Source organism: Frigoribacterium sp. VKM Ac-2530 (assembly GCF_015350835.1).
Taxonomy (GTDB): domain Bacteria; phylum Actinomycetota; class Actinomycetes; order Actinomycetales; family Microbacteriaceae; genus Frigoribacterium.
Genome location: NZ_JADKSE010000002.1, coordinates 1,072,692 through 1,095,582 on the forward strand (window position 1 = coordinate 1,072,692; position 22,891 = coordinate 1,095,582).

At 74.3% G+C, this 22,891-nt stretch carries 19 protein-coding genes and 3 tRNA genes; 7 read left to right on the forward strand and 15 right to left on the reverse strand.

Features of this window, described 5'->3' with window-relative positions; all coding sequences use genetic code 11:
- Positions 1–96: 96 nt before the first annotated feature.
- The 10 genes from ITJ48_RS14005 to tilS form a co-directional block, all read right to left on the reverse strand.
- Complete coding sequence (locus ITJ48_RS14005; RefSeq protein WP_123547467.1) at positions 97–861, reverse strand: Rossmann-like and DUF2520 domain-containing protein; 765 nt, start codon at positions 859–861, stop codon at positions 97–99.
- Entirely contained in the window at positions 858–2,672 is a 1,815-nt protein-coding gene (locus ITJ48_RS14010) for a PH domain-containing protein (protein ID WP_194614121.1), read from the reverse strand. The genes ITJ48_RS14005 and ITJ48_RS14010 overlap by 4 nt, the downstream gene beginning before the upstream one ends.
- Before the next feature lie 149 nt (positions 2,673–2,821).
- On the reverse strand, positions 2,822–3,301 hold the full coding sequence (locus tag ITJ48_RS14015) for a PH domain-containing protein (RefSeq protein ID WP_194614122.1): 480 nt from the start codon (positions 3,299–3,301) through the stop codon (positions 2,822–2,824).
- 69 nt (positions 3,302–3,370) lie between these two features.
- Positions 3,371–3,841 (reverse strand): DUF3180 domain-containing protein, encoded by a 471-nt coding sequence (locus ITJ48_RS14020; protein ID WP_194614123.1) that lies wholly within the window; start codon positions 3,839–3,841, stop codon positions 3,371–3,373.
- Complete coding sequence (gene folK / locus ITJ48_RS14025) at positions 3,838–4,572, reverse strand: 2-amino-4-hydroxy-6-hydroxymethyldihydropteridine diphosphokinase (RefSeq protein ID WP_194614124.1); 735 nt, start codon at positions 4,570–4,572, stop codon at positions 3,838–3,840. Before folK ends, ITJ48_RS14020 begins: the two co-directional genes overlap by 4 nt.
- The gene (folB, locus tag ITJ48_RS14030) at positions 4,569–4,994 is read right to left on the reverse strand and encodes a dihydroneopterin aldolase (protein ID WP_370544935.1); all 426 of its coding nucleotides are present in this window, start codon (positions 4,992–4,994) and stop codon (positions 4,569–4,571) included. The genes folK and folB overlap by 4 nt, the downstream gene beginning before the upstream one ends.
- A complete protein-coding gene (gene folP, locus ITJ48_RS16785; protein WP_370544936.1) occupies positions 4,991–6,667 on the reverse strand; it encodes a dihydropteroate synthase in 1,677 nt (558 codons plus the stop codon). The genes folB and folP overlap by 4 nt, the downstream gene beginning before the upstream one ends.
- A gap of 90 nt (positions 6,668–6,757) precedes the next feature.
- Entirely contained in the window at positions 6,758–8,749 is a 1,992-nt protein-coding gene (ftsH, locus tag ITJ48_RS14040; protein WP_123547462.1) for an ATP-dependent zinc metalloprotease FtsH, read from the reverse strand.
- A gap of 226 nt (positions 8,750–8,975) precedes the next feature.
- A complete protein-coding gene (gene hpt / locus ITJ48_RS14045; protein WP_123547461.1) occupies positions 8,976–9,527 on the reverse strand; it encodes a hypoxanthine phosphoribosyltransferase in 552 nt (183 codons plus the stop codon).
- A gap of 44 nt (positions 9,528–9,571) precedes the next feature.
- On the reverse strand, positions 9,572–10,564 hold the full coding sequence (gene tilS, locus ITJ48_RS14050) for a tRNA lysidine(34) synthetase TilS (RefSeq protein ID WP_194614125.1): 993 nt from the start codon (positions 10,562–10,564) through the stop codon (positions 9,572–9,574).
- Positions 10,565–10,633: 69 nt separating this feature from the next.
- On the opposite strand from tilS, the gene ppa reads away from it, so the two are divergent.
- Positions 10,634–11,125, forward strand: a complete 492-nt coding sequence (gene ppa / locus ITJ48_RS14055; protein WP_056057947.1) for an inorganic diphosphatase — start codon at positions 10,634–10,636, stop codon at positions 11,123–11,125.
- A gap of 69 nt (positions 11,126–11,194) precedes the next feature.
- Here ppa and ITJ48_RS14060 read toward each other — a convergent pair whose 3' ends face one another.
- Positions 11,195–12,487 carry a peptidoglycan DD-metalloendopeptidase family protein gene (locus tag ITJ48_RS14060; protein ID WP_194614126.1) on the reverse strand — a complete coding sequence of 431 codons (1,293 nt, stop codon included), beginning with the start codon at positions 12,485–12,487 and terminating at the stop codon, positions 11,195–11,197.
- 263 nt (positions 12,488–12,750) lie between these two features.
- Here ITJ48_RS14060 and ITJ48_RS14065 point away from each other — a divergent pair.
- The 4 genes from ITJ48_RS14065 to ITJ48_RS14080 all read left to right on the forward strand — a co-directional run bounded on the left by ITJ48_RS14065 (position 12,751) and on the right by ITJ48_RS14080 (position 14,974).
- A tRNA-Glu gene (locus ITJ48_RS14065) sits at positions 12,751–12,823 on the forward strand.
- Positions 12,824–12,925: 102 nt separating this feature from the next.
- Positions 12,926–13,002, forward strand: a tRNA-Asp gene (locus ITJ48_RS14070).
- Positions 13,003–13,065: 63 nt separating this feature from the next.
- Positions 13,066–13,138, forward strand: a tRNA-Phe gene (locus tag ITJ48_RS14075).
- A 312-nt stretch (positions 13,139–13,450) separates the two neighbouring features.
- Positions 13,451–14,974 (forward strand): glycosyltransferase family 39 protein, encoded by a 1,524-nt coding sequence (locus ITJ48_RS14080; RefSeq protein WP_194614127.1) that lies wholly within the window; start codon positions 13,451–13,453, stop codon positions 14,972–14,974.
- Positions 14,975–14,983: 9 nt separating this feature from the next.
- Here ITJ48_RS14080 and rocD read toward each other — a convergent pair whose 3' ends face one another.
- Complete coding sequence (gene rocD / locus ITJ48_RS14085; RefSeq protein ID WP_194614128.1) at positions 14,984–16,222, reverse strand: ornithine--oxo-acid transaminase; 1,239 nt, start codon at positions 16,220–16,222, stop codon at positions 14,984–14,986.
- Positions 16,219–17,010, reverse strand: a complete 792-nt coding sequence (gene ddaH / locus ITJ48_RS14090; protein WP_194614505.1) for a dimethylargininase — start codon at positions 17,008–17,010, stop codon at positions 16,219–16,221. The genes rocD and ddaH overlap by 4 nt, the downstream gene beginning before the upstream one ends.
- 188 nt (positions 17,011–17,198) lie before the next feature.
- Here ddaH and ITJ48_RS14095 point away from each other — a divergent pair, with 188 nt between their 5' ends.
- Complete coding sequence (locus ITJ48_RS14095) at positions 17,199–17,636, forward strand: Lrp/AsnC family transcriptional regulator (protein WP_123547455.1); 438 nt, start codon at positions 17,199–17,201, stop codon at positions 17,634–17,636.
- A 40-nt stretch (positions 17,637–17,676) separates the two neighbouring features.
- Here ITJ48_RS14095 and ITJ48_RS14100 read toward each other — a convergent pair whose 3' ends face one another.
- The gene (locus tag ITJ48_RS14100) at positions 17,677–21,306 is read right to left on the reverse strand and encodes a proline dehydrogenase family protein (RefSeq protein ID WP_194614129.1); all 3,630 of its coding nucleotides are present in this window, start codon (positions 21,304–21,306) and stop codon (positions 17,677–17,679) included.
- A 41-nt stretch (positions 21,307–21,347) separates the two neighbouring features.
- Here ITJ48_RS14100 and ITJ48_RS14105 point away from each other — a divergent pair, with 41 nt between their 5' ends.
- Positions 21,348–21,872, forward strand: coding sequence for a MarR family winged helix-turn-helix transcriptional regulator (locus tag ITJ48_RS14105; protein ID WP_194614130.1), 525 nt, complete (start codon positions 21,348–21,350; stop codon positions 21,870–21,872).
- Between the two features lie 35 nt (positions 21,873–21,907).
- On the opposite strand, the gene ITJ48_RS14110 is transcribed toward ITJ48_RS14105, so the two are convergent.
- Positions 21,908–22,861 carry a DNA-3-methyladenine glycosylase gene (locus tag ITJ48_RS14110; protein WP_370544937.1) on the reverse strand — a complete coding sequence of 318 codons (954 nt, stop codon included), beginning with the start codon at positions 22,859–22,861 and terminating at the stop codon, positions 21,908–21,910.
- Positions 22,862–22,891: the final 30 nt, after the last annotated feature.

Consider the following 22,891-nt stretch of genomic DNA (forward strand, 5'->3'; position numbering starts at 1 on the left):
GCTCCAGCGGGGTGGTGGGGGACGGAGAGACGAGGGAAACGAGGAGGCGCGGTGCGGGCTGCGACGGCGACGAGCGGACGAGGAGGCGCGCAGCCGTCAGGCGCCGAGGCCCCCGCCGAACGGGGACGGCGGGTCGTCGAACGCCGCCATGTCGATGGTACCGGGGCCGCTCGAGCCGCCGGCGACGCCCAGGGCGCGGTCCATGGCGGAGCGGACCAGGGGCGCGATGAGCCGGCCGGGCTCGGGGACGCCGAGCTCGGCGAGCATCGAGACCGACTGCGTGACGATCGCGGCCGAGAACTCGGTGGCGGTCGCCACGGCCTCGGCGTAGCGCGGCCGGTCGGCCTCGCTGACGAGCACGGGCTCGGCGCCCATCTCGACGACGAGCGCCTGCCCGATGGGCTGCACGGGCCCGGGCGCGGTCACGGCGCACCACGCCTCGCGGAGCCGGACGAGGTCGATCGTCGTCCCCGTGAACGTGAGCGCCGGGTGGATCGCGAGCGGGATCGCCCCCGCGGCGAGCGCCGGCCGCAGCACCTCGAGGCCGTGCGCCGCCGACGTGTGGACGACGAGCTGGCCCGGCTGCCAGACGCCGGTCGCGGCGAGGCCCTGCACGAGGTCGGCGAGCTGGTCGTCGGGCACCGCGATGAGCACGAGCTCGCTGCGCTCGACGATCTCGGGGACCGTCAGCACGGGGACGCCCGGGAGGATCGCCTCCGCCCGGTCGAGGCTCCGCTCGGACACGGCCGAGATGCCGACGATCGCGTGGCCTGCAGCGGCCAGGGCGGCGCCGAGCACCGGCCCGACGTGGCCGGCGCCGATCACGCCGACGCCGAGGCGGCCGCTCTGCTGGGGGCTCACGGGCGCGGCTCCTCAGGGGCGACGGGAGCCGACGAGGCGCCCCAGCGGTGGGTGCGGTCGGCCCGGGCCGAGGTCACCGCGTCCCGCGCGGCGCCCTCGAAGAACGCCATCGCGTCGTCCTGGTCGAGCGCGCCGATCGTCGCGATGATCGGCCCCTGAACGGTGTGCAGGTGCACGGCCGCGAGCCGGAGGCGACGCAACAGCGGGCCCTGCGACAGGCCGACGCTCTGCATCCGCGGCAGCGGCACGACGACGAGCTCGCGCCAGATCGCTCCCTTGCGCAGCAGCAGGGCGCCCGGAGCCGTGCGGAAGCCGTTGCGGCGCCACGAGAACCAACGCAGCACGGCAGCACGACGGGGCGACGTGGTGAAGCCGCCCTCGCTGCCGCGCGAGGTCAGGCCGTCCTCGACGAGGGAGAGGGTGCGCGAGGCGCGCTCGTGCACGACGGCACGCTCGGGCTCCGCGAGTGCCGGCCCGGTGCCCGCGGCGGTCTCGGGGCCCGCTGTCTCGGTGCCCGCGCCGGTCCCGGCCGGCGGGTCCGACGCCTCCTCGGCCTGCTCCTCGGCCTGCACCTCGGCGGCGGCCACGCCGACGAGCTCGGGCAGCACGAGCTCGAGCACGCGCCGCACGTCCGTCTCGTCGCCGACCGGCAGGAGCGTCGAGTTGCCCTGGTGCCCCGAGCCGTCGGTCGACGACCGCGAGGCCCGGTTGATGCTGATCTGCCACCAGCCGAACGGGCGCCAGAGCAGGGGCTGGCTCACCCTCACCGAGTGGATGCGGCCGGGCGGCAGCGTCTCGTTCGTCGTCGAGAACAGCCCGTAGCCGATGCGGATGCCGTCGCGGGACGACGAGATGCTGTAGCGCAGCGACTTCGTGACCCGGTTGACGTAGTACCCGCTCGAGCCGAGCACGGCGGGGAGCAGGGCGAAGAGCAGGAAGAACTCGCCCGTCAGCCGCACGCTGACGACCACCGCGATCGCGGCCGCGACGAGGAACAGCGTGTACCCGCTCAGCAGGACGGAGCCGACCAGGCGACCGACGTCCACCTTCACGACCGACTCGGGAGGCGCCTCCTGCGGGTCGAGGCCGTCGGAGAGGAAGTCCTGGGCGCGCTGCTCGACGAGCCCCACGAAGCGCTGACGGGAGTCGGCAGGCGCGGCGTGGCCGGGCACCGCCTGGCCGGGGGCGACGTGATCGGTCACCGGCTGGGCAGCCGCAGACTGGGCGGACGCGGACGCACCGGCACGAGGCGCGGCCTGCACCCCGTCGACGGCCGACCGCTGCACGCCCGAGGCGCGCCGCAGGATCTCGCGCCGCAGGTCGTCCGCCGCCGCCGAGCGGAGGTACGCGAGCGAGACGTTCGCGTCGTCGCCGGCCTGGCTCACCTCGAGCTTCGCGGCGCCGAAGACGCGCGCGAGCACCGGCCGCTGGATGTTGATCCCCTGCACCCGGTCGAGCCGCGCCCGCCGGTTCGTGCGGAAGACGACGCCGCTGCGCACCTCGACGATCTCCTCGGTGACGCGGAAGGTGTTCATCCGCCACGACAGCCAGAAGACGAGCACGAGCACGGCGACCACGACGAGCACCCCGAGCAGCACGAACCCGAGGTACCCGTGCTCGACGACGTACCCGAAGGGGTCGCCCTCGCCGTCGCCGTCGGGGCGTCGACCGCCCGGGACGAAGAAGCCGACGACCCACTCGCGGGCGTTGTTGACGATGATGCCCAGCACGACGATCAGGGCGATGCCGCCCTTGAGCAGCGGGGTCGCCGGGTGCAGGCGGTGCCACTCGCCGTCGGTGAGCTCGGCCACCGCGGCAGGTGCGGCGGACGCGGCAGGCGTCGCAGGCGTCGCAGGCCCGGCGGACCCGCCAGGCGCGGGCGCGGCAGGCGTCGCAGGCGTCGCAGGCGTCACAGGCTCGTCCGCAGGAGGCGGCGCCCCCTCCCCCGGCAGCGGCCCGCTCACAGCCCCGCCCGGCGGGACTCGGCGAGCTCGACGAGGCGATCGCGCAGGGAGTCGGCCTCCGCCTCCGGGAGCCCCGGGATCGTCACGCCCGACGAGGCCGCCGCCGTGACGAACTTCAGGTCGCTGAGGCCGAGGGCCCGCACGACGGGGCCCCGGTTGATGTCGATGAGCTGCATGCGGCCGTAGGGCACGGCGACGAAGCGCAGGTACAGGATGCCGCGGCGGACGAGGAGGTCGTCCTCGCGCAGCTGGTACCGGATCGAGCGGACGCGCCGGGGCACGAACGCCATGACCACGACCGTGACGACCACGACGGCGGCGGTGATCGCGTAGCACCACCACGCGCCGATGAACCAGAGCGGCGTCGTGGCGGCCGCGGCGAGCAGCCCCGTGATCAGCCAGCCCACGAGCTCGGGCCAGACGTACTTGGGCGAGATGCCGGTCCAGGCGGGCTCTGCCACGTCGAGTCGGTCCATGGCGCGTACCTCCGGGTCGGCTGCGGGTCGCCCTGCAGCAGTGCTGTCGGCGGGGCTGCCGGCCTGCGGTCAGGCCGCCTGGGCTCCGGGTCCGCCCTCGTCGTCCCCGGGCGGCACCGTGCACATGTGCTCGGCGACGATCCCGGCCGCGAGGAGGCCGAGGCCCCCCACGACGGCGACGATCGTGGGCACCACGGAGCCTATCGCCACGTCCACGCCGCGCGTCGTCATGAACGCGAGCACCCCTCCGCTCGCCCCCGCGAAGAGCGAGCCGGCCAGGCTGCTGGCCTTCGCGAGCAGCAGCACGCGGGTCGCGTAGTACGGGTCGATCCGCTCCTTCTGCGTGCCCTTCGCGACTCGGCGCACGGGCAGGGCCATCGTCACGACGATCCCGCCGATCACGAGCAGCACGAGGCCGAGCACGATCGACGGCACGATCGAGGCCTGGCCGGACGACACGAGCGCAGCGTCGACGACGAAGCCGCCGACGAGCGCCACGAGGGCGAGGCCGATCAGGGTCGCCGGGCGGGTGTGCCTCACGAGGTGCCTCCCTCGGCGTCGGGGTCGGGGGCAGGGGCAGGGGCAGGGGCGTCGTCCGGACCGGAGGCGTCGTCGTCCGCGTCGTCGGGCGCGGGGACCTGGGCCGAGGCCGAGGAGGCGCGCGCCGGCACGAGCAGGCCGGTCGCCCCGGGCACGGGCCGGGTGCGGTCGGGCAGTGCGGCGAGCAGGTCGGCGACGCGTCCTCGGCTGCCGAGCCGCGCCTCCTCGTCGACCTGCAGCCACGGCTCGAGCACGAACGCGCGCTCGGCCGCACGGGGGTGCGGCAGCGTGAGGCGCTCGGTGTCGAGCTCCAGGTCGCCGAGCACGACGACGTCGAGGTCGAGGGTGCGGTCGCCCCAGCGCTCGTCGCGCACCCGGCCGTGGTCGTGCTCGATCGCCTGCAGCGCGTCGAGCAGCGCCAGGGGCTCGAGCGTCGTCTCGACGAGCGCGACGGCGTTCAGGTAGGTGGGCTTGCTCTCGTCCGGGCCGGCGAGCGTCACGGCGACCGACGACACCGGCGAGGAGGCGGCGGTCACGGTCACGCCCGGGGTCGCCGCCAGCGCGGCGACGGCGTCGCGCAGGAGCTCGTCGCGGTCTCCCAGATTCGAGCCCAGCGCGACGACGCCGCGGCGCACGACGGGCGCGGCCCCGGGTCCGTCGACGGGGGCGGCCCCGGGCGCATCGACGGGCGCGACCCCGGCCCCGCCGCTCGATCCGCTCGCGCCGCTCACGCGCGCTCCCGCACGACGGTGATCGACACGTCGCCGAAGGGCACGGTGATCGGGGCGCTCGGCTTGTGCACGGTCAGCTCGACCCGCGCGGCGGCGGGGTGGCTCAGCACGAGGGCGGCGAGGCGCTCGGCCAGGGTCTCGATCAGGTCGACGGGGTCGCGCTCGACCGCGGCCACCAGCTGCTCGGCGAGGACGCCGTAGTGCACCGTCTGCGCGAGGTCGTCGTCGTCGGCGGCCGGTGTCGTGTCGAGGTGCACGACGGCGTCGATCACGAACTCCTGCCCGTCGCGGCGCTCGTGGTCGAAGACGCCGTGGTGGCCAGTGGCGCGGACGCCGAGCAGCCGCAGCACGTCGAGCCCGACGGGTGCCGTGCGGATCGACGGCGTCTCGTCGGGCGCGCGCCCGGCACCCGCCGCGCTCACGCGTGCCTCGCTGAGCGGGCCGGGCCCGACCCGCGCTGCCACGCCTGCCAGACGTCGAGGGCCGCACGCGTCGACGCGGCGTCGTGCACACGCACCGCCCAGACACCTGCCTGCGCGGCGAGCACGCTGATGACTGCCGTGGCCGCGTCGCGGTCGCGGGGCTCGGCGCCGTCCGGCAGCAGGTCGCCGAGGAACCGCTTGCGCGACGCGCCGACCACCATCGGGTGGCCGAGCCGGCCGAGCTCGTGGAGGCTGGCGAGCACCTCCCAGTTCTGGTCGGCGTCCTTCGAGAAGCCGAGGCCGGGGTCGAGCACGATCTGGTCGCGCTCGACGCCGGCGTCGACGAGCTCGTCGACGCGGCGGCGCAGCTCGTCGCGCACCTGGCCGGCGACGTCGTCGCCCCGCATGCCCGCGGTCGCGTCGGCGAGGTGTCCCCGCCAGTGCATCGCGACGAACGGCCGGCCGGTGTCGGCGGCGACCTGCGCCATGTAGCGGTCGGCGAGGCCGCCGGAGACGTCGTTGATGACGTCGGCGCCCGCGTCGACGGCGGCGAACGCGGTGGCGGCGTTCATGGTGTCGATGCTCAGCCGGACGCCCTCGGAGGCGAGCTCCCGGATGACCGGCAGCACCCGTCGCTGCTCCTCGACCGGGTCGACGCGGCGGGCGCCCGGCCGGGTGGACTCGCCCCCGACGTCGACGATGTCGGCCCCGGCGGAGACGAGCTCCCGAGCGTGGCGCAGAGCGTCGTCGAGGCCGACGTAGCGGCCGCCGTCGCTGAACGAGTCGGGCGTGACGTTCAGGATGCCCATCACGAGCGTCCGCGAGACCGTCACGGAGCCGTGGTCGTCCCGCGCCGCGCCGGTCGGGCGCACGGAGGCGGCGGGTCGCTGGACCGGGATCGCCCGCGTCGCGACGTCGCTCGGGTCGACCTCGTGGGCGCGTCCGCGTGCCCGGCGGCGTGCCCGGGGGCCGGAGGCAGCAGGAGCCGCGGCGGCCTCGTCGTCGGCCTCGAGCCGGAGCAGCTCGGCCCGGTCCTCCGGAGGCGCGGCGTGGGAGGCGACACGGGTGCGCTCACGAGGTGGCCGGCCGGGCTCGTCGAGCTCACGCGCAGGCGCGTCGACGACGCCGGGCGCCGCGTGCGACCCGGACCGCGTGCGCGTCGCGTCGCCGCCGGGGAGCGGGCCGTCGTAGCGACCGCCGACTACGAGGCGTCGCCCGGAGACGTGCCCGGAGGCGGCCGTCGGGGCAGGTGCCCCGGACTCGGCGGGAGCCGTGGAGGTCCTGGGCGCGACGGCCGGCGGCACGCCTGGACGGGCACCCGTGGGCGGGGTCGGCACGGGCGGGTGCTGGCGGGCTGCATCCTGGGCAGCCGACGACCGCGCGGCCGGGGCCTGCGCCGTCGGTGCCTGCGCCGGCGCCGACGCGGCCGACGACTGCGTCGCCGGGGTGTGGGTCACGGGCGGCAGCTGGGCGGGCGGCCGGACGGCGGCGCGCTCGTCCAGCGACAGGGCGAGACGACGCTCGGCACCGGCGGCGGGGGCGCTGGCCGGAGGAGGCGCGTCGACGACGACCGGGTCCGGGTACCGCTCGCGACCACGCGGCCGCTTCCAGGCACGTGGCTCGGACGTTGCGGACGACGAGCGGTGGTCGCCGTCGGACGGCGAGTCGGTCACGGGACGGTTCCTCCGATCAGGGCCACGGGTCGAGAGGCAAGGCTACCGACCCGGGCGAGCGCCGTGCGCCGCCCGGATCGGCCTGCGTGCCTAGGCCGTGGCGATGCCGGGGGTGGTGCGCGGCGGGCGCTTCCGCGACGGCGCCTCCTCGGGCTCGGAGCCCACTCCGCCGTCGACGGCCTCGGCGTCGACCGGTGCCTTGGTGGGCATCGGGATCGCGGGGCGGTCCGACACGGGACGCTTGTCGCTCGAGAGCCACTGCGGGCGCTCGGGCAGCTTCTTGACGTCCTTGAAGATCACCGCGAGCTCGTCGTGGTCGAGCGTCTCCTTCTCGAGGAGCTCGGCCGCGAGGTGGTCGAGGATGTCGCGGTTGTCGTTGATGACCGCCCAGGCCTCGTCGTGCGCCTGCTCGAGCAGCACGCGCACCTCGGCGTCGACCGTCTCGGCGATGGTCTCGGAGTAGTCGCGCTGGCCCATGTCGCGGCCCATGAACTGCTCGCCGGAGCCCTGGCCGAGCTTGACCGAGCCGACCTTGTTGCTCATCCCGAACTCGGTGACCATCTTGCGGGCGGTGCCGGTGGCCTTCTCGATGTCGTTCGAGGCGCCGGTGGTGGGGTCGTGGAACACGAGCTCCTCCGCGACGCGGCCGCCCATGGCGTAGGCCAGCTGGTCGAGCAGCTCGTTGCGGGTGACGGAGTACTTGTCCTCGAGGGGCAGCACCATCGTGTAGCCCAGGGCCCGGCCGCGCGGCAGGATCGTGATCTTGGTCACGGGGTCCGTGTGCCGCATCGCCGCCGCCGCGAGCGCGTGGCCGCCCTCGTGGTACGCCGTGATGAGCTTCTCGTGGTCGTTCATGATGCGGCTGCGGCGCTGAGGGCCGGCCATGACGCGGTCGACCGCCTCGTCGAGGGCGCGATTGTCGATCAGCTGCGCGTTCGAGCGGGCCGTCAGCAGGGCCGCCTCGTTGAGCACGTTGGCGAGGTCGGCGCCGGTGAATCCGGGCGTCTTGCGAGCGAGCACCTCGAGGTTGACGGAGGCGGCGAGGGGCTTGCCCTTGCCGTGCACCTCGAGGATCTGACGGCGGCCGTCGAGGCCGGGGGCGTCGACGCCGATCTGACGGTCGAAGCGGCCCGGACGCAGCAGGGCGGGGTCGAGCACGTCGGGACGGTTCGTCGCCGCGATCAGGATGACGTTCGTCTTGACGTCGAAGCCGTCCATCTCGACCAGCAGCTGGTTGAGGGTCTGCTCGCGTTCGTCGTTGCCGCCGCCGACGCCGGCGCCGCGGTGACGGCCGACGGCGTCGATCTCGTCCACGAAGATGATGGCCGGCGAGTTCTGCTTGGCCTGCTCGAAGAGGTCACGCACTCGGCTGGCGCCGACGCCGACGAACATCTCGACGAAGTCGGAGCCCGAGATGGAGAAGAAAGGCACGCCTGCCTCGCCGGCGACGGCACGGGCGAGCAGGGTCTTGCCGGTGCCGGGAGGGCCGTAGAGCAGCACGCCCTTGGGGATGCGGGCGCCCACGGCCTGGAACTTCGCGGGCTCCTTGAGGAACTCCTTGATCTCCTCGAGCTCCTCGATGGCCTCGTCCGCGCCGGCGACGTCCGTGAACATCACCTGCGGCGTCTCCTTCGACGCGAGCTTCGCCTTGGACTTGCCGAACTGCATGACCTTGCTGCCGCCTCCCTGCATGGACGACAGGAGGAACCAGAAGATGACGCCGATGATGAGGAACGGCAGGAGCACGCTGAGCAGCGACACGAACCAGCTGGTCTGCGTGACGGTGTCGTCGAAGTCCTTCAGGTCCGCGTCGTTGATCGCGGTGACGACCTCGTCGCCGCGGGGCGTCGAGTAGTAGAACTGCTGCTGCGCGTCGCCGTCCTTGAGGACGAGGTCGACCCGCTGCTCGTTGCTGAAGATCGTGGCCGACGAGACCTTGTCGTCGTTCAGGGCCTTGAGCCCCTCCTGCGTCGACACCTGGGTCGTGCCGGAGGCGCTGATGACGCTCCAGCCGATGCCGATGCCGATCACCGCGATCACGATGTAGATGATCGGTCCGCGGAACAGTTTCTTGAAGTCCATGTCAGTACGGGCGACGCCCGACACCTTTCTGCAGGAAGAACGTGAGCGAAAGGCTACAACGGGCCGCCTAGGGGCCTCATGGGTGTTCGCTCATAGCGGGCTGCCCGCTCCCGTACTGGGGTGATCGACGCCACGCCGCGTCGCACCCCGCAGTGGACGATGCACCCCGACGTTTCGAGGTGCATCGTCCACTCGAGGGTGCACGGTGCCCCCCGGGCGAGCCGATTCAGCTGTAGACGTGGGGTGCCAACACCCCGACCCCGCGCAGGTTGCGGTACTTCTCGGCGAAGTCGAGGCCGTAGCCGACGACGAACTCGTTGGGGATCTCGAAGCCGACGTACTTGACGTCGACGTGCACCTTGGCGGCCTCGGGCTTGCGCAGCAGCGCGAAGATCTCGACGGAGGCGGCGCCGCGGCTCTTGAGGTTCTCGAGCAGCCACGAGAGCGTGAGGCCCGAGTCGATGATGTCCTCGACGATGATCACGTCGCGGCCGTGCAGGTCGGTGTCGAGGTCCTTGAGGATGCGGACCACGCCCGACGACTTCGTGCCCGAGCCGTAGGACGAGACGGCCATCCAGTCCATCTGCGCGTTCAGCTTGAGCTCGCGCGCGAAGTCGGCCATGACCATGACGGCGCCCTTGAGCACGCCCACGAGCAGCGGCTCGCGCCCGGCGTAGTCGACCTCGACCGCACGGGCGACCTCGGCGATCGCCGCGTGGATCTGCTCCTCGGTGTACAGGACGCTGGTCAGGTCGCTCTCGATGTCGCTGAGTTCCATGGTCGGGCGTTCTCCAGTCGTGAGGGGGAGGGAGGGGCGGGGCCTCAGGAGGCGGCGGTCGCGGCGAAGTGCAGCGCGCCTCCGGTGCGGACAACTGTAACGCCCGGCAGGGACACAGCCCCCTGGCCGTGCCAGTCGGTCACGAGCCGGGCGACCTCGAGGGTCTGCGCGCGGCTCAGCGTCAGGGCGAACTCGCTCTCGACGGCCAGGCGGATCAGCCGCTGCCGCAGCGCCGCGGGGTTCGCGGCCAGCGACCGGACGTCGAGCGAGATGCCGGCCTCGGCGTGGTCGGCCATCTCCTCCGCCTGCTCCTCGGCGAAGTGGTCGAGCGCCTCCGAGTCCTCTCGCAGCTGCGCCGCGGTGCGCACGAGCGCCTCGGCGACGCCGGGCCCCAGCTCGCGCTCGAGCACGGGCAGCACGGTCGTGCGGACGCGCACCCGGGCGTACGCGGGGTCGTCGTTGTGCGGGTCGTCCCACGGCTCGAGGCCCAGGTCGGCGCAGGAGGCGCGGGTCGCCTCGCGCCGGACCGCCAGCAGCGGTCGTCGCCACCGCCCCGACGCGGCCTCCATGCCCTGCAGGCTCGTCGGGCCGCTGCCGCGGGCGAGGCCGAGCAGCACCGTCTCGGCCTGGTCGTCGAGGGTGTGCCCGAGCAGCACGGCGACGGCGCCCGTCTCGGCGGCGACCGCCGTGAGCGCGGCGTAGCGGGCCTCGCGGGCGGCGGCCTCGGGGCCGCCCTCGCCGCCGACGTCGACCCGCCGGACGACCACGGGCGCGAGCCCCAGGGCCGAGGCCCGGGCAGCGGCGGCCTCGGCCACCTCGGCCGAGCGCGGCTGCAGGCCGTGGTCGACGACGACCGCACCGGCCGTGAGCCCGGCGCGAGGGGCCTCGAAGGCGGTGGCCGCGGCGAGCGCGAGCGAGTCGGCGCCGCCGCTCAGCGCCACCAGCACCAGGTCGCCGGTCACGAGGCCTGCGAAGGAGGCGCGGACGGCACGTCGGACGTCGGCGACGGCTGGGGTCAGGCGCGGTCTCTCGGGCATCTTGTAACGTTACCGGCAGCCGCCGACCGGCCTGGTCGGCGTGCCCCCGAGACTGAACCAGGAGCACCCATGGCCGCGTACGACGCCGTGATCGAGATCCCCAAGGGAAGCCGCAACAAGTACGAGGTCGACCACGAGACGGGTCGCGTCTACCTCGACCGCGTGCTCTTCACCGGCTTCGTCTACCCGACCGACTACGGGTTCTTCGAGAACACGCTCGGGCTCGACGGCGACCCTGTCGACGTGCTCGTGCTGCTCGACTACCCGCTGTTCCCGGGGGTGGGCGTCAAGGTCCGTCCCGTCGGCGTCTTCAACATGACCGACGACGGCGGCAGCGACGCCAAGGTCATCGCGGTCCCCGCGAAGGACCCGCGCTGGGAGCACATCCAGGACGTCACCGACGTGCCCGAGTTCCTCCGCAAGGAGATCGAGCACTTCTTCGAGCACTACAAGGACCTCGAGCCCGGCAAGTGGGTCAAGACCGAGGGCTGGGGCGACGCCGCCGAGGCCGAGGCCATCGTCGAGGCCGGCATCGTCAAGCTGGCGGCCGAGGGCCACTGACCCGCGCCTCCCGCACACGACGAAGGGCCCGACGCACGAGCGTCGGGCCCTTCGTCGTCGCCCGTCGGGCTAGAGGCGGATGCCCCGAGCGGACATGAACGGGACCGGGTCGGCCGCGACGCCTCCCTGCCGCGTCTCGAAGTGCAGGTGGCAGCCGGTCGAGTTCCCGGTCGAGCCGACGGTGCCGATCCGCTGGCCGACCTCGACGCGCTGGCCGACGGACACCATGATCCCGCCGTTGACCTGGTGGCCGTAGCCGGTGCTGACGCCGCCGCCGTGGTCGATCTGGACGAAGTTGCCGTAACCGCCCATCCAGCCCGCGTAGCTGACCGTGCCCGCGGTGGCGGCGAAGATCGGCGTGCCGCAGGCGGCGGCCAGGTCGGTGCCGGCGTGCAGCACGTACGCGTGGGTCACAGGGTTGACGCGCATGCCGAAGCCGCTGACGACGTTGCCGCCGGAGGGGCGGGTCCAGCCCGCGCTCGAGATCACGCCGGCCGGGGTGCCGTTGGTCGGGCTGCCGTACTTGGCCGCCTCGGCTGCCGCGGCGGCCTCGGCCGCCTTGCGCGCCTCCTCGCCCGCCTGGAACTCGGCCTCGGTGGTCTGCAGGTCCTGCTGCAGGATCGCGAGCTGCGCCTCCAGCCGGGCCTTGTTGTCCTCCTGCTCGGCGAGCGCGTCGGCGGCGGCCTGTGCTGCCTCGTTCGCGGCGGCCAGGGCGACCCGTGCCTCGTCGGCGAGCTCCTCGAGGGCGGCGGCCGCGACGGCGGCCTGGTCGCTGAGCGACTGCGCGGTGTTCCTGTCCTGCGTGGCCTGCGAGTAGATGCCGTCGGCCTGCTCGGTGAGCTTGCTCATCGCGCCGAGCTTGTAGAGCAGCTGGCCCGCGTCGCCCGGGTCGGCGATGAGGCTGCTGCTGATGCCGTCGTTGCCGCCGGACCGTCCGAGCTGGGCGGCGAGCTGGCCGGCCCGCTCCTCGCTGGCGGCGGCGACCTTCGCGGCGTCGTCGGCCTGGGCCTGCAGCTGGGCGGTGCGGAACTGCGCGTCGTCGTAGGCGGTCTGCGCCGCCTGGAGCGCGTCGCCCTTCTGTCGGGCGTCCTCGTTCTTCGCGTCGAGATCGGCGTCGAGCTGGGTGAGCAGGGCCTGGAGCGTGTCGATCTCCCCCTGCTTCGCGGTCGTGTCGCCGCGGGCGGCCTGCACGTCGGCCCAGGACGGGTAGTCCGCCGCGTGGGCGGCCTGCGGCGACGCGACGCCGGCGCCGACGAGCAGGGCGACGGCCGCGAGGGCGGCGGCGACGCGCGCGCCGTGCGTGCCGCGGTGGACGGCGAGGGCCGAGGAGGCGCGGTGGCGGAGGGTGCGGCTGGAGGTCATCGAGGTTCCGATTTCGTCGTGCACGAGGTCGAGCTCGCCCGGGAGGCCCGAGCCGTCCGATCGTCCGCCGATCTCGCGACCGACGAACTGTGGAGTACAGGTCGAAGGTAGACGGCCCCGTGCCGACCCGCCAGCAGGTCGCGCCCGGCGGCGAGTCGTGTCGAGCAGCGGCCAGCACGGGGCCCGTCGAGACCGTTTTGCGCGGAGGGTCTCCGATCTGTATGCTTGCTCCTCGGTTGCCTGTGGTTCCTCGTGGACCACTCGGCCCCATCGTTTAGTGGCCTAGGACACCGCCCTTTCACGGCGGCAGCACGGGTTCGAATCCCGTTGGGGTCACGGTCCGACCGAGAAGCTCCGGTTTCTCCTTCTGACCAGGTCCAGGTAGTGTCTGTGACACGACGCAACATCAGCACCACGCAACATCAGAATCACCAGTTTGGCCCTGTAGCGCAGTTGGTTAGCGCGCCGCCCTGTCACGGCGGAGGTCGCCGGTTCAAGTCCGGTCAGGGTCGCCAAGGCGAGTCACTCGTCTGGAGGGCACGTCCCTCCGAGAGACCAGCTCACGAGCTGGACTCCACGGCTGGGTAGCTCAGTTGGTAGAGCGTTCGACTGAAAATCGAAAGGTCCGCGGATCGACGCCGCGTCCAGCCACATCACGAAGCCCCCGGTGAAGCCGGGGGCTTCTTGCGTCGCTCTCCGGTCGTGGACGCCGTGGTGGCCAGCAGTCCCGGACGCCAGGACGATACGCTCGAGACAGATGCTCGACAGCACGCACTCTCCCACCGCACCGACTGACGATCGAGAGGTCCACGGATCGATGCCGTGCCCCGCCACGCAGGCCTCCGCGACAGAGGGCCGCGCACAGGCAGGACCCGTGTCGCCTGAGGGCCCGGCGTCGCCGATCGATCCGGCGTCGCTGACCCGTCCGGCGTCGCCCCTCGGCTCGGCCTCGGCAGGAGCCGCGTGAGCATCGGCCACGACCCGGCCGTCGTCCCCTCGCGCAGCCGCTGGCTCGACCCGCTGCTCGCCGGCGTCGCGGCGCTGGTCGTCGGGTTCGCCGCCGCCTGGGTCCCCTCCTACTGGAGCGACGAGGCGACCACCCTCCAGGCCGCGCGCCTCCCCCTGCCTGCCCTGCTCGCGTTCCTCGACCAGCGCGACCTCGTGCACGGCGCCTACTACGTCTTCATGCACTTCTGGACGGGCCTGCTCGGCGAGAGCACGCTCGTCACCCGGCTGCCGAGCGCGGTCGCGGTCGGCGTCGTCGCGGCCGGCGTGCTCGTGCTCACGCGCATGCTCACCGACCGCCGCACGGCACTGCTCGCCGCCGGCATCTCAGCGGTGCTGCCTCGCCTCACGCTCGAGGCGACCGAGGCACGCCCGTACGCGCTCACCGCGGCCGTGGCCGTCTGGCTCACCGTGCTGGTGCTCGTCGCCTCCCGCCGGCACCAGAGGAGGTGGTGGATCGGCTACGGGGCCGCCCTCGCCGGCGCGATCGTCACCTTCGTCCCGCTCGGGCTGATCGTCGTCGTGCACGGGGTGTTCCTCGTCCTCGCACCGGCCCAGCGCCGGCGTCGGGGAGCCCGCCACCGCCTCCTCGGCTGGTCGATCTCGACCGGGTCGGCCCTGCTCGCCTCGGCGCCGGTGATCGGCACCGTGCTCTCCGAGCGGACCAGGCTGCTGACGGCCGACGACCCGTCGACGGGCTCCGACATCACCTGGTACAGCGTGCTCGTCGAGCCGTGGTTCGCGACGTCGGTGACGTGGGCCGCCATCGCCGTCGTGCTGCTGATCCTGCTCGGCACGCGCCTGCGGGACAGGTCGCGCACCCCCGGCAGCGTCGTGCTGCTCGGGGCGCTCTGGGCCGCGATCCCCGCGGGCCTCCTGCTCGTCCTCGGCGTCGTGCTCTCGCCCGTGTACCAGGCACGGATCGTGACGTGGTCGTCACCCGGCATGGCCCTGCTGCTCGCCGTCGCGATCACCGGGTTCCGGCGTCGGCGGATCAGCATCGCCCTCATCGCGCTGCTCGTCGTGGCCTCCGCTCCGACCTGGGTCGCTCAGCGGCTGCCGGCGGCCAAGGGCGGCGGTGCGGACCTCGCGCAGCTCTCGACGTACATCGAGAGCCAGGCCCGACCGGGCGACGCGTTCCTGCTCGACGCCACCGGGACGGTCTCGACGAGGCCGCGTCAGGCCCTCTACGCCTACCCCCAGCGCTTCGACGAGCTCGACGACCTGGCCTTCGTCCGCAGCGGCATCCCTGAGGGGCGCTTCACCGACGTCACGCTCGACCTGGAGGACGCCGACGACGCCGTCGTGCTCCGCGAGCGCCTCGACGGCGTCGACCGGCTCTGGATCGCCCGGCTGCAGACCGACGCGCTCGACGACGCCGACCGGCGCACGCTCGGCGGTCTCGGCTTCACGAACGCCCAGGAGCACCGCACGGCGCGCAGCGTCGTCTACCTCTTCGTCACGCCGACCGGCCGCGGCTGAGGCGCGCGCTCAGCCCCGGCGCAGGTCGCGCAGCACCGAGCCGAGGGTCGACACGAGCTCGTCGACCTCCTCCTCGGTGATCACGATCGGCGGCGCGAGCCGGATGGTCGAGCCGTGCGTGTCCTTGGCGAGGACCCCGCGGCGCATCAGCTCCTCGCAGACCTCGCGGCCGGTGCCGACGGCCGGGTCGATGTCGATCCCCATCCACAGGCCGGCCCCGCGCACGGTCACGACGCCCGAGCCGACCAGGGCCTCGAGGCCGTCGCGGAGGCGCGTGCCGAGTCGCGTCGCGCGCTCCTGCCACTCGCCGGTCGCGAGCATCCGCACCACGGCGAGGCCGACCGCCGCGGCGAGCGGGTTGCCGCCGAAGGTCGAGCCGTGCTCGCCGGGCCGCAGCACCCCGAGGACGTCACGGTCGCCGACCACGGCGCTGACGGGGACGATCCCGCCGCCGAGGGCCTTGCCCAGCAGGTACAGGTCGGGCACGACGTCGACGAGGTCGCAGCTGACGGTGGCGCCGGTGCGCCCGAGCCCCGACTGGATCTCGTCGGCGACGAAGAGCACGTTGCGCTCCCGGGTGATCCGGCGCACCTCGGGCAGGTACGACGCGGGCGGCACGACGACGCCGGCCTCTCCCTGGATCGGCTCGATCAGCACGGCGACGGTGTCGTCGTCGATCGCGGCCTCGAGCGCGGCGGAGTCGCCGTAGGGCACCGTCACGAAACCGGGGGTGTAGGGACCGAAGTCGGCCCGCGCCTCCTCGTCGTCGGAGAAGCTGATGATGGTCGTCGTGCGCCCGTGGAAGTTGCCCGCGGCGACGACGATCTTCGCGGCCCCGGGCCGGACGCCCTTGACCCGGTAGCCCCACGCACGGGCGACCTTGATGCCCGACTCGACGGCCTCGGCGCCCGTGTTCATCGGGAGCACCATCTGCTTGCTGAGCAGGGCGGCGAGCTCGGCGGCGAAGGGGCCGAGCTGGTCGTTGTGGAACGCCCGGCTCGTCAGGGTGACGCGGTCGAGCTGCTCCCGCGCCGCCGCGACGAGCGTCGGGTGGCCGTGGCCGAAGTTGACGGCGGAGTACGCCGCCAGGCAGTCGAGGTACCGGCGCCCCTCGACGTCGGTCACCCAGGCGCCCTCGGCCGTCGACACGACGACGGGCAGCGGGTGGTAGTTGTGCGCCAGCGAGGCGTCCTCGACGGCGATCGCCGCGGCGGTGGACGAGGAGGTGCGGGTCGTGTCGGTCGTCATCGTCGCAGCTCCAGGGTGCAGCACTTCACGCCGCCCCCGCCGAGCAGCAGCTCGGACAGGTCGACGCCGATCGGGTTGTAGCCGCGCTCGCGCAGCTGGCGCTCGAAGCCGGTGGCGGCCGCGGCGATCACGACGTTGCAGCCGTCGCTGTACGAGTTGAGCCCGAGGATGGAGGCGTCCTCCTGGCCGACGAGCACGGCGTCCGGGAACCGTTCGCGCAGCACCGTGAGCGACGGCTCGTCGAAGGCGCTCTCGAGGTAGGCGATGTTGTGGACGCCGTCGACGGGCTCGGGGTCGAGCACGGCGATCGCCGTGTCGAGGTGGTAGAAGCTCGGGTCGACCAGGGTGAGGCCGACGACCTCACGGCCGAAGACCCGGGCGACCTCGGCGTGCGAGTCGGACGCGCTGCGGAACCCGGTGCCGGCGAGGACGACGTCGCCGACGAGGAGGAAGTCGCCCTCGCCCTCGTTGACCTCCTCGGGCACGACCACCTCGAAGCCGGCCGCGGCGAACCACTCCATGTAAGCCGGCCCCTCGGGCTGGCGCTCGGGGTAGGTGAAGCTCGCCCCGTAGGCCTTGCCGTCGAGCACGAAGCCGCCGTTGGCCGAGTAGACCATGTCGGGCAGGCCCGGCAGCGGGTCGATCAGCTGCACGTCGAAGCCGAGCCCGAGGTAGGTCTCGTAGAGTGTCTGCCACTGCTCGACGGCGCGTAAGGTGTCGGTCGGCACCTGCGGGTCCATCCACGGGTTGATGCGGTAGCTGACGGTGAAGTGCTCGGGCCGGCACATCAGCACGCTGCGGTGCGACGCGCGTCTGGTCGGCGGCTGCGGGGCCTCGGGAGAGGGCTGGACGGTCTCGGCGGCGATGCTCACGGAGTTCAGTGTCACACCGACAACGCGCACGTTGGCTGCTCTCCACGCAATGATCGTGCGCCTGGACCACCCTGCGCGCAAGAAAATAGCGTACAGTGCCCGATGTGGACAATCTCGACTACGGCATCATCGACCTGCTGAGGCAGAACGCCCGCGCGGGCTACGGCGACATCGGGTCGTCGGTGGGCCTCAGCGCCTCGGCCGTCAAGCGCCGCGTCGACCGCCTGGTGGCGGACGGCGTCATCAAGGGGTTCACCGTCCAGGTCGACCCGGCCGTCGAGGGCCTCGGCACCGAGGCGTTCGTCGAGCTGTTCTGCCGCGGCACGGTCTCGCCCGCCGAGCTGCAGCGCATCCTCAGCACGGTGCCCGAGGTCGTCGACGCCGGCACCGTCACGGGCAGCGCCGACGCGATCGTGCACATGCGCAGCCGCGACATCCCCTCCCTCGAGGAGGCTCTCGAGCGGGTGCGCAACGCCCCGAACGTCGACCACACCCGCAGCGCCATCGTGCTGTCGAAGCTGATCAGCCGCCGCACCGCCTGAGGCCCCGCGACCTGGCCCACCGCCCCCGGGCCCAGGCCGCTCAGATCCTCAGGTCGCGCAGCTCGGGGTCGACGAGCCCCGACCGGTGGGCCGTGACGGTCACGCTCTGCTCGCGCACGAACGTCAGCAGCTCGACCCGGCCCTCGTCGGTGACGTCGCCGCCGTGCACCACGACGTCGACGCTGCCGCCGACCGCGCGGGCCAGCGCCCGGGGGTCGCCCCCGATCAGCCGCACGTGCAGGTCGCGGTACGCGGCGACCGCGACGTCGTCGGGCGGGGGGACGTCGCCGTCGCCGTCGCCCTCGACCTCGGCGGCCGGGTCGCGCGACCCGGTCGCTCGGGCGAGCAGGCTGAGGTCGTCCAGCTCGTGGGTCGCCTCCCGCGCCTGGAGCAGACCGGCGGAGGCGCGGGCCAGGAAGGCCCGGTCGCCCTCGACCACGACGGCGCCGACCCGCATCGGCGACGCCGGCGAGTGCAGCAGCTGGACCAGCGAGGCCGGCACGGGCACGGCCGAGCTGACCGTCACGGGCGCGCGCACCCGGGCCGCGGCGACGAGGAGGCGCACGAGGTCGGACAGGTCGGCGTCGGACGACAGGCGCAGGAGCACGGGCCGCGGCCGGTAGCGTGTCACGTTGCGCTCGACCCGCAGGTCGGAGTCGTCGTGCGCCACACCGACGTGGGCCTGCCAGGCGCGCTCGTCGCTCACCGCGCCCGACCGGACGCGGTCGAACTGCTCGAACGACAGGGACGACCGGGCCGCCTCGATCACGGGCACGACCACGTCGGGGACACCGGTGAGGCGCAGCGACGGGTGGGGCTCACGCGACAGCCGCCACCACGAGCCCTGCGCGAGCAGGCCGTCGGGACCGCCCGGCGCGACCGCGGGGCCCACGACGGAGCGCCCCCACGAGGCGGCCGGTCGACGACGCACGACCATCGGCGACGTGGGTCGCCCGACCACGAGCGTGCCCGCCCGCACGCGCCGGAGCCACGTGTCGACCTCGTCGACGTCGAGGCTGTGGAGGGCGGCCGAGCCACCGGCGCTCAGGCTCTGCTGCAGCTCGATCGCGGCGTCGAGGTCGTCCACCTCGACCAGGCAGAGCACCGGCGCGGCGGCGGCAGCGGTGCGGGCTGCCCCCTCGGGCGTCACGCCGACCTTGACGCCGGGCGACCACAGGCCGCCGTCGTCGTCGAGCTGCCGGGGCTCGACGAGCCAGCTCTCGCCGGGCGCCAGGACCGTGAGCGCCTCGAGCACGGCGCCCTCGGCCGGGTCGATCAGGGGGCCGACCTGCGTCGTCGCGTCGTCCGGCCAGCCGGTCCGCAGGCTCGTCGCCGCGTCGGCGAGCTGGCGACGGAACCGCTCGGCGTGGGCGACCGAGCCGACGAGCAGCGCGGTGCGCGACGCCGACGGGGCCTGGCCGGCGAAGCGGAAGGCGCCGGCCACGAGGTCGGCCGCCGCGAGGTCGGCGTCCGCGCTCGGGGTCACGACCGCGACGGCGGCCACGGCCACCTCGGCGACCAGGTCGAGGTCCGGTCGCCACGACCGCAGCTGACGTGCCTGGTCGAGCGAGCCCGTCAGCCGCACCCAGTCGACGGCAGGGTGGCCCACGAGGCGGCGACCCGCCTCGGAGTCGAGCTCGAGGTCGACGAGGACGAGCAGCGATCGCGGCACCCCCGCGCCCCAGAGCACCTCGGCCAGGACGGCCGCGGTGCGGCGCGACTCCCGGACCGGGCAGAGCACGACCGCGCTGCCCGCGGCGAGCGCGGCGAGGACGGGCTCCGCCGCGGAGACGAGGGGCGCACGCCACGAGGGGACGACGACCGTCAGTCGAGGAGGCGCGTGCCGGGCGCCGAGGAGGCCTGCCTCGCCGCGGGCGAGGCCTGCGTGGTGCCGCGCCGAGTCGACCGCGGCGCTGACCTCGGGGTCGGCGCCGTCGAGCACGGAGCCGGTCTCGCTGACGAGCACCTCGATCAGGGCGGCACGCTGACGTGCGACGCCGTCGGCCGCGAGCTCGAGCAGCTCGGCGCGCGTCGCCGGGTCTTCCCGGCCCCAGGCCGCACCGGCCTGGGCGGCGTCGGTCACGAGCTCGTCGACGAGGGCCGCGCCGTCGTCGCCGTCGACCTGGGCGGCCTCGATCGCGTCGAGACCGGCCTCCGACCGCCGGGAGGCGGCGAGCACGCGCCGTGCCCACGCACGGTTGCCCTCGAGCCCGGGATCGGTGTCGGGCTCGTTCCGGAACGAGGACGAGCCGTCGAGGTCGAGGTCGGCCTCGGCGAGGTGGGGGCGGGAGCGGTCCTGACGACGGGCGGGGGGCGGCACGTCGCCCTCGTCCGCGGCCTCCGCCGTGGCGGCCGCCTCGCGGTAGCGCACGGCCTCACGGTCGAAGGCCGCCCCCTGGGGGGCGAGGTCGGCCGTCGCGGCGAGGGGCGAGCCCGGTGCGGCGACCTCGGCGAGGCGCCGGACGACGTGGTCGGCCGCGGCCTCGAGGTCGCCGTGCTGCACGATCGGGGCCCGCACGACCAGGTCGCCGACCTCGGCCCGCACCGCCCGGAGGAGCCCCCGCGACGTGCCGAGGGGCATCTCGATCGTGAGGTGCTGCGTCACCTCGCGCCGCTTCGCCAGCGTCCAGGCGTGGGCCACGACGAAGGGGTCGTCGGTGACGAGCCCGAGGTGGGCGAACTCGGCCGACACCGGACGGAGGGCGTGGTCGAGCACCCGGAGGAGCGCCGCGTCGGCCTCGGCCCTCGACGTGTGGGTCGCGACCGGCCAGTCGTGCAGCGCGGCGTCGACGGCCTCGAGCGCGACGCCGCCGACGGTCAGCCGGACGCGGATGGGCGATCCGCCGCGGGCGACGCGCCCGCGAGCCCAGTCGGTCAGCAGCCGCAGGGACGCCAGGGCGTCGGGCACGTCGGCCTGGATCTCGATCCCGGCCTCGAGGTCGGCCAGCTGCGGCTGGTCGAGGAGCCGGGTGAAGACGTCGATGGCGAGGTCGAGGTGCCGGTGCTCGCCGACCTCGAGGTCGATCGTCTTGGGCGGGTCGGACGCGAGCGCCAGCTCGTACAGCGGGGTGAGCGCCTCGACCGCGGCGGCGGCGCGCTCGTCGGCGCCCCAGGCCGCGCCCGTCCCGACCGCGGAGGCGACGGGCACGGAGACGTGGCGCACGTCGTCCCGCTCGAGCAGGGCACGAGTCGCCTCGACCCTGCGGCGCGCGGCAGCCTCGCCGAGCACGGGCTCGCCGAGCAGGGCGAGGTCGAGGCGAGCGCCGTCGGCCGCGGCCGCGAGGGCCGGGCCGAGCTTGTCGGGGGCCGCCTCGACGACGAGGTGCTGCACGAGCCGACGGAGGGCCCTCCGCGCGACGGGCACGACGGTGCGCGGCGCCAGCGGGCCGAACCCGCCGCCCGCGGCGACGGCGGCCTTGAGCTGCCACGGCAGCGACGCGGGCATGTCCCGGCTCAGGCGGTCGAGCTGCCGTGCGGCCACCGCAGGGTCCTCAGGACGCACCACGCGGTCCGCGAAGGCCACGGCGAAGGCGAGCCCGTCGGGGTCGCGGAGCAGCGCCGCGAAGCGCTCGGCCGCGGCGTCGCCGGGGACCGAGGACGCGACGACCAGCCACCGACGCACCGTGTCGACGACCTGGGAGGTGAGATCGGCGGCGCGCACATCGGACATGGGTCGAGGATAGGCCGGACCCCCGTCCCTACACTGGGCGAATGGCCGAGCGACTCTCCGACGACGAGTGGGCCGTCTGGGACGCCTTCTACTCGATGCGCCGGCGGCTCGACCGTGCCCTCGAGCTGCGGCTGCACGACGACTCCGGCGTCTCGGCGCCCGAGTACGAGATCCTGGTGGGCCTCGGCCGCAGCGACGACCGACGGCTGCGGGTGCGCGACATCGCCGAGCAGATCGGCTGGGAGAAGAGCAGGGTCAGCCACCAGGTCACGCGCATGGAGAAGCGCGGCCTGGTCCGCCGCACCGACTGCGCGTCCGACGCCCGGGGCACCTGGGTCGAGCTCACCGCCGACGGGCGCCGGGCGATGCTCGCGGCGACCCGGGGGCACACCGCCGCGATCCGGCGCTACTTCGTCGGGGCGCTGGACGACGACGCCGCGACCCTCGAGTCGTTCTCACGGCGCGTGCTCGAGGCCATCGGCGACGACGCGTCGCCCGACCACGCCGCCTCGCCCGACCACGCCGCGTCGGGGGACGACCCCGGCGTCGTGGCCCGCGCCTCCTAGTCCGCACCCGGGCCCGACCTCGCCTGCCGGGCGGCTCAGTGCCGGCGGTGGTCCTGGATCGTCATGCGGGGCCCGAACCTCGGCTTCGCGAAGCCGCTGGCCCCGATGAGGCGGACGACCCGCTCGCGGTGCCCGCGCCACGGCTCGAGCAGCTCGAGCATGCCGTCGTCGTCGACGGGCCGGCCGATCAGCGCCCACCCCACGAGGGCGGGGAGGTGGTAGTCGCCGACGCTCGGCGAGTCGGCGTCGCCCAGCGCGCGCTGCGTGGTCTCGGCCGAGGTCCACACGCCGACGCCCGGCACCGAGCGCAGCCGGGCCTCGGCCTCGGGCCCGCCTCGGCCCAGGTCGACCACCCGCTCCAGCGAGGAGGCGACGGCACAGACCCGCATGACGGTCGCGGACCGCTGCGGCCCCACCCCCGCCCGGTGCCACTCCCAGCTCGGCACACGACGCCACGTCTCGGCCGACGGCGGCACGACCATCCCCTCGGGGGCCGGCCCCGGGGCAGGGTCGCCGTGCGCCCGGACGAGCTGGCGCCAGGCGCGCCACGCCTCGGTGCTCGTCACCTTCTGCTCGAGGACGGCCGGCACGAGCACCTGCACCACCTGGCGGCCGCGGGTGAGCCGCAGCCCGGGCGACCGCCGGAGGGCCTCACGGAGGAAAGCGTTGCCGGAGACGTCGAGGCCGCCCCAGTCGTCGCCGTGGCCGAGCAGCTCGGGAACGCCCTCGATCAGCCACTCGGCACCCGGGCCCCACGCCGTCGCGCGCACCTCGGACCGTCCGCCCGCGAGGCACAGCGTGCCGGGGCCGGAGGGCGTCCGGACGGCACGCCACACGCGCTCGCCCTCGACGCGCCAGGCAGGGTCGCCCGCTCCCCTCGCCAGCGTCCGCAGGGTCGCCCGGACGTCGACGGGGTCGGCCGGTCGGTAGACCGTCTCGACCGGTCGGAGGGGGGCGGCGCCGACGGACGCCTCGGGGACCAGGACCACCCGGCGATGCTAACCCGCGCCTCCGTCAGC

Bases quoted from the DNA above. Each gene is read 5' to 3' on its own strand.
- rocD (WP_194614128.1), bottom strand. From the start codon at position 16,222: ATGACGACCGACACGACCCGCACCTCCTCGTCCACCGCCGCGGCGATC.
- ftsH (WP_123547462.1), bottom strand. From the start codon at position 8,749: ATGGACTTCAAGAAACTGTTCCGCGGACCGATCATCTACATCGTGATC.
- ITJ48_RS14015 (WP_194614122.1), bottom strand. From the start codon at position 3,301: ATGGACCGACTCGACGTGGCAGAGCCCGCCTGGACCGGCATCTCGCCC.
- ddaH (WP_194614505.1), bottom strand. From the start codon at position 17,010: ATGTGCCGGCCCGAGCACTTCACCGTCAGCTACCGCATCAACCCGTGG.
- ITJ48_RS14100 (WP_194614129.1), bottom strand. From the start codon at position 21,306: ATGTCCGATGTGCGCGCCGCCGATCTCACCTCCCAGGTCGTCGACACG.
- ITJ48_RS14060 (WP_194614126.1), bottom strand. From the start codon at position 12,487: ATGACCTCCAGCCGCACCCTCCGCCACCGCGCCTCCTCGGCCCTCGCC.
- hpt (WP_123547461.1), bottom strand. From the start codon at position 9,527: ATGGAACTCAGCGACATCGAGAGCGACCTGACCAGCGTCCTGTACACC.
- ITJ48_RS14105 (WP_194614130.1), top strand. From the start codon at position 21,348: ATGGCCGAGCGACTCTCCGACGACGAGTGGGCCGTCTGGGACGCCTTC.
- ppa (WP_056057947.1), top strand. From the start codon at position 10,634: ATGGCCGCGTACGACGCCGTGATCGAGATCCCCAAGGGAAGCCGCAAC.
- tilS (WP_194614125.1), bottom strand. From the start codon at position 10,564: ATGCCCGAGAGACCGCGCCTGACCCCAGCCGTCGCCGACGTCCGACGT.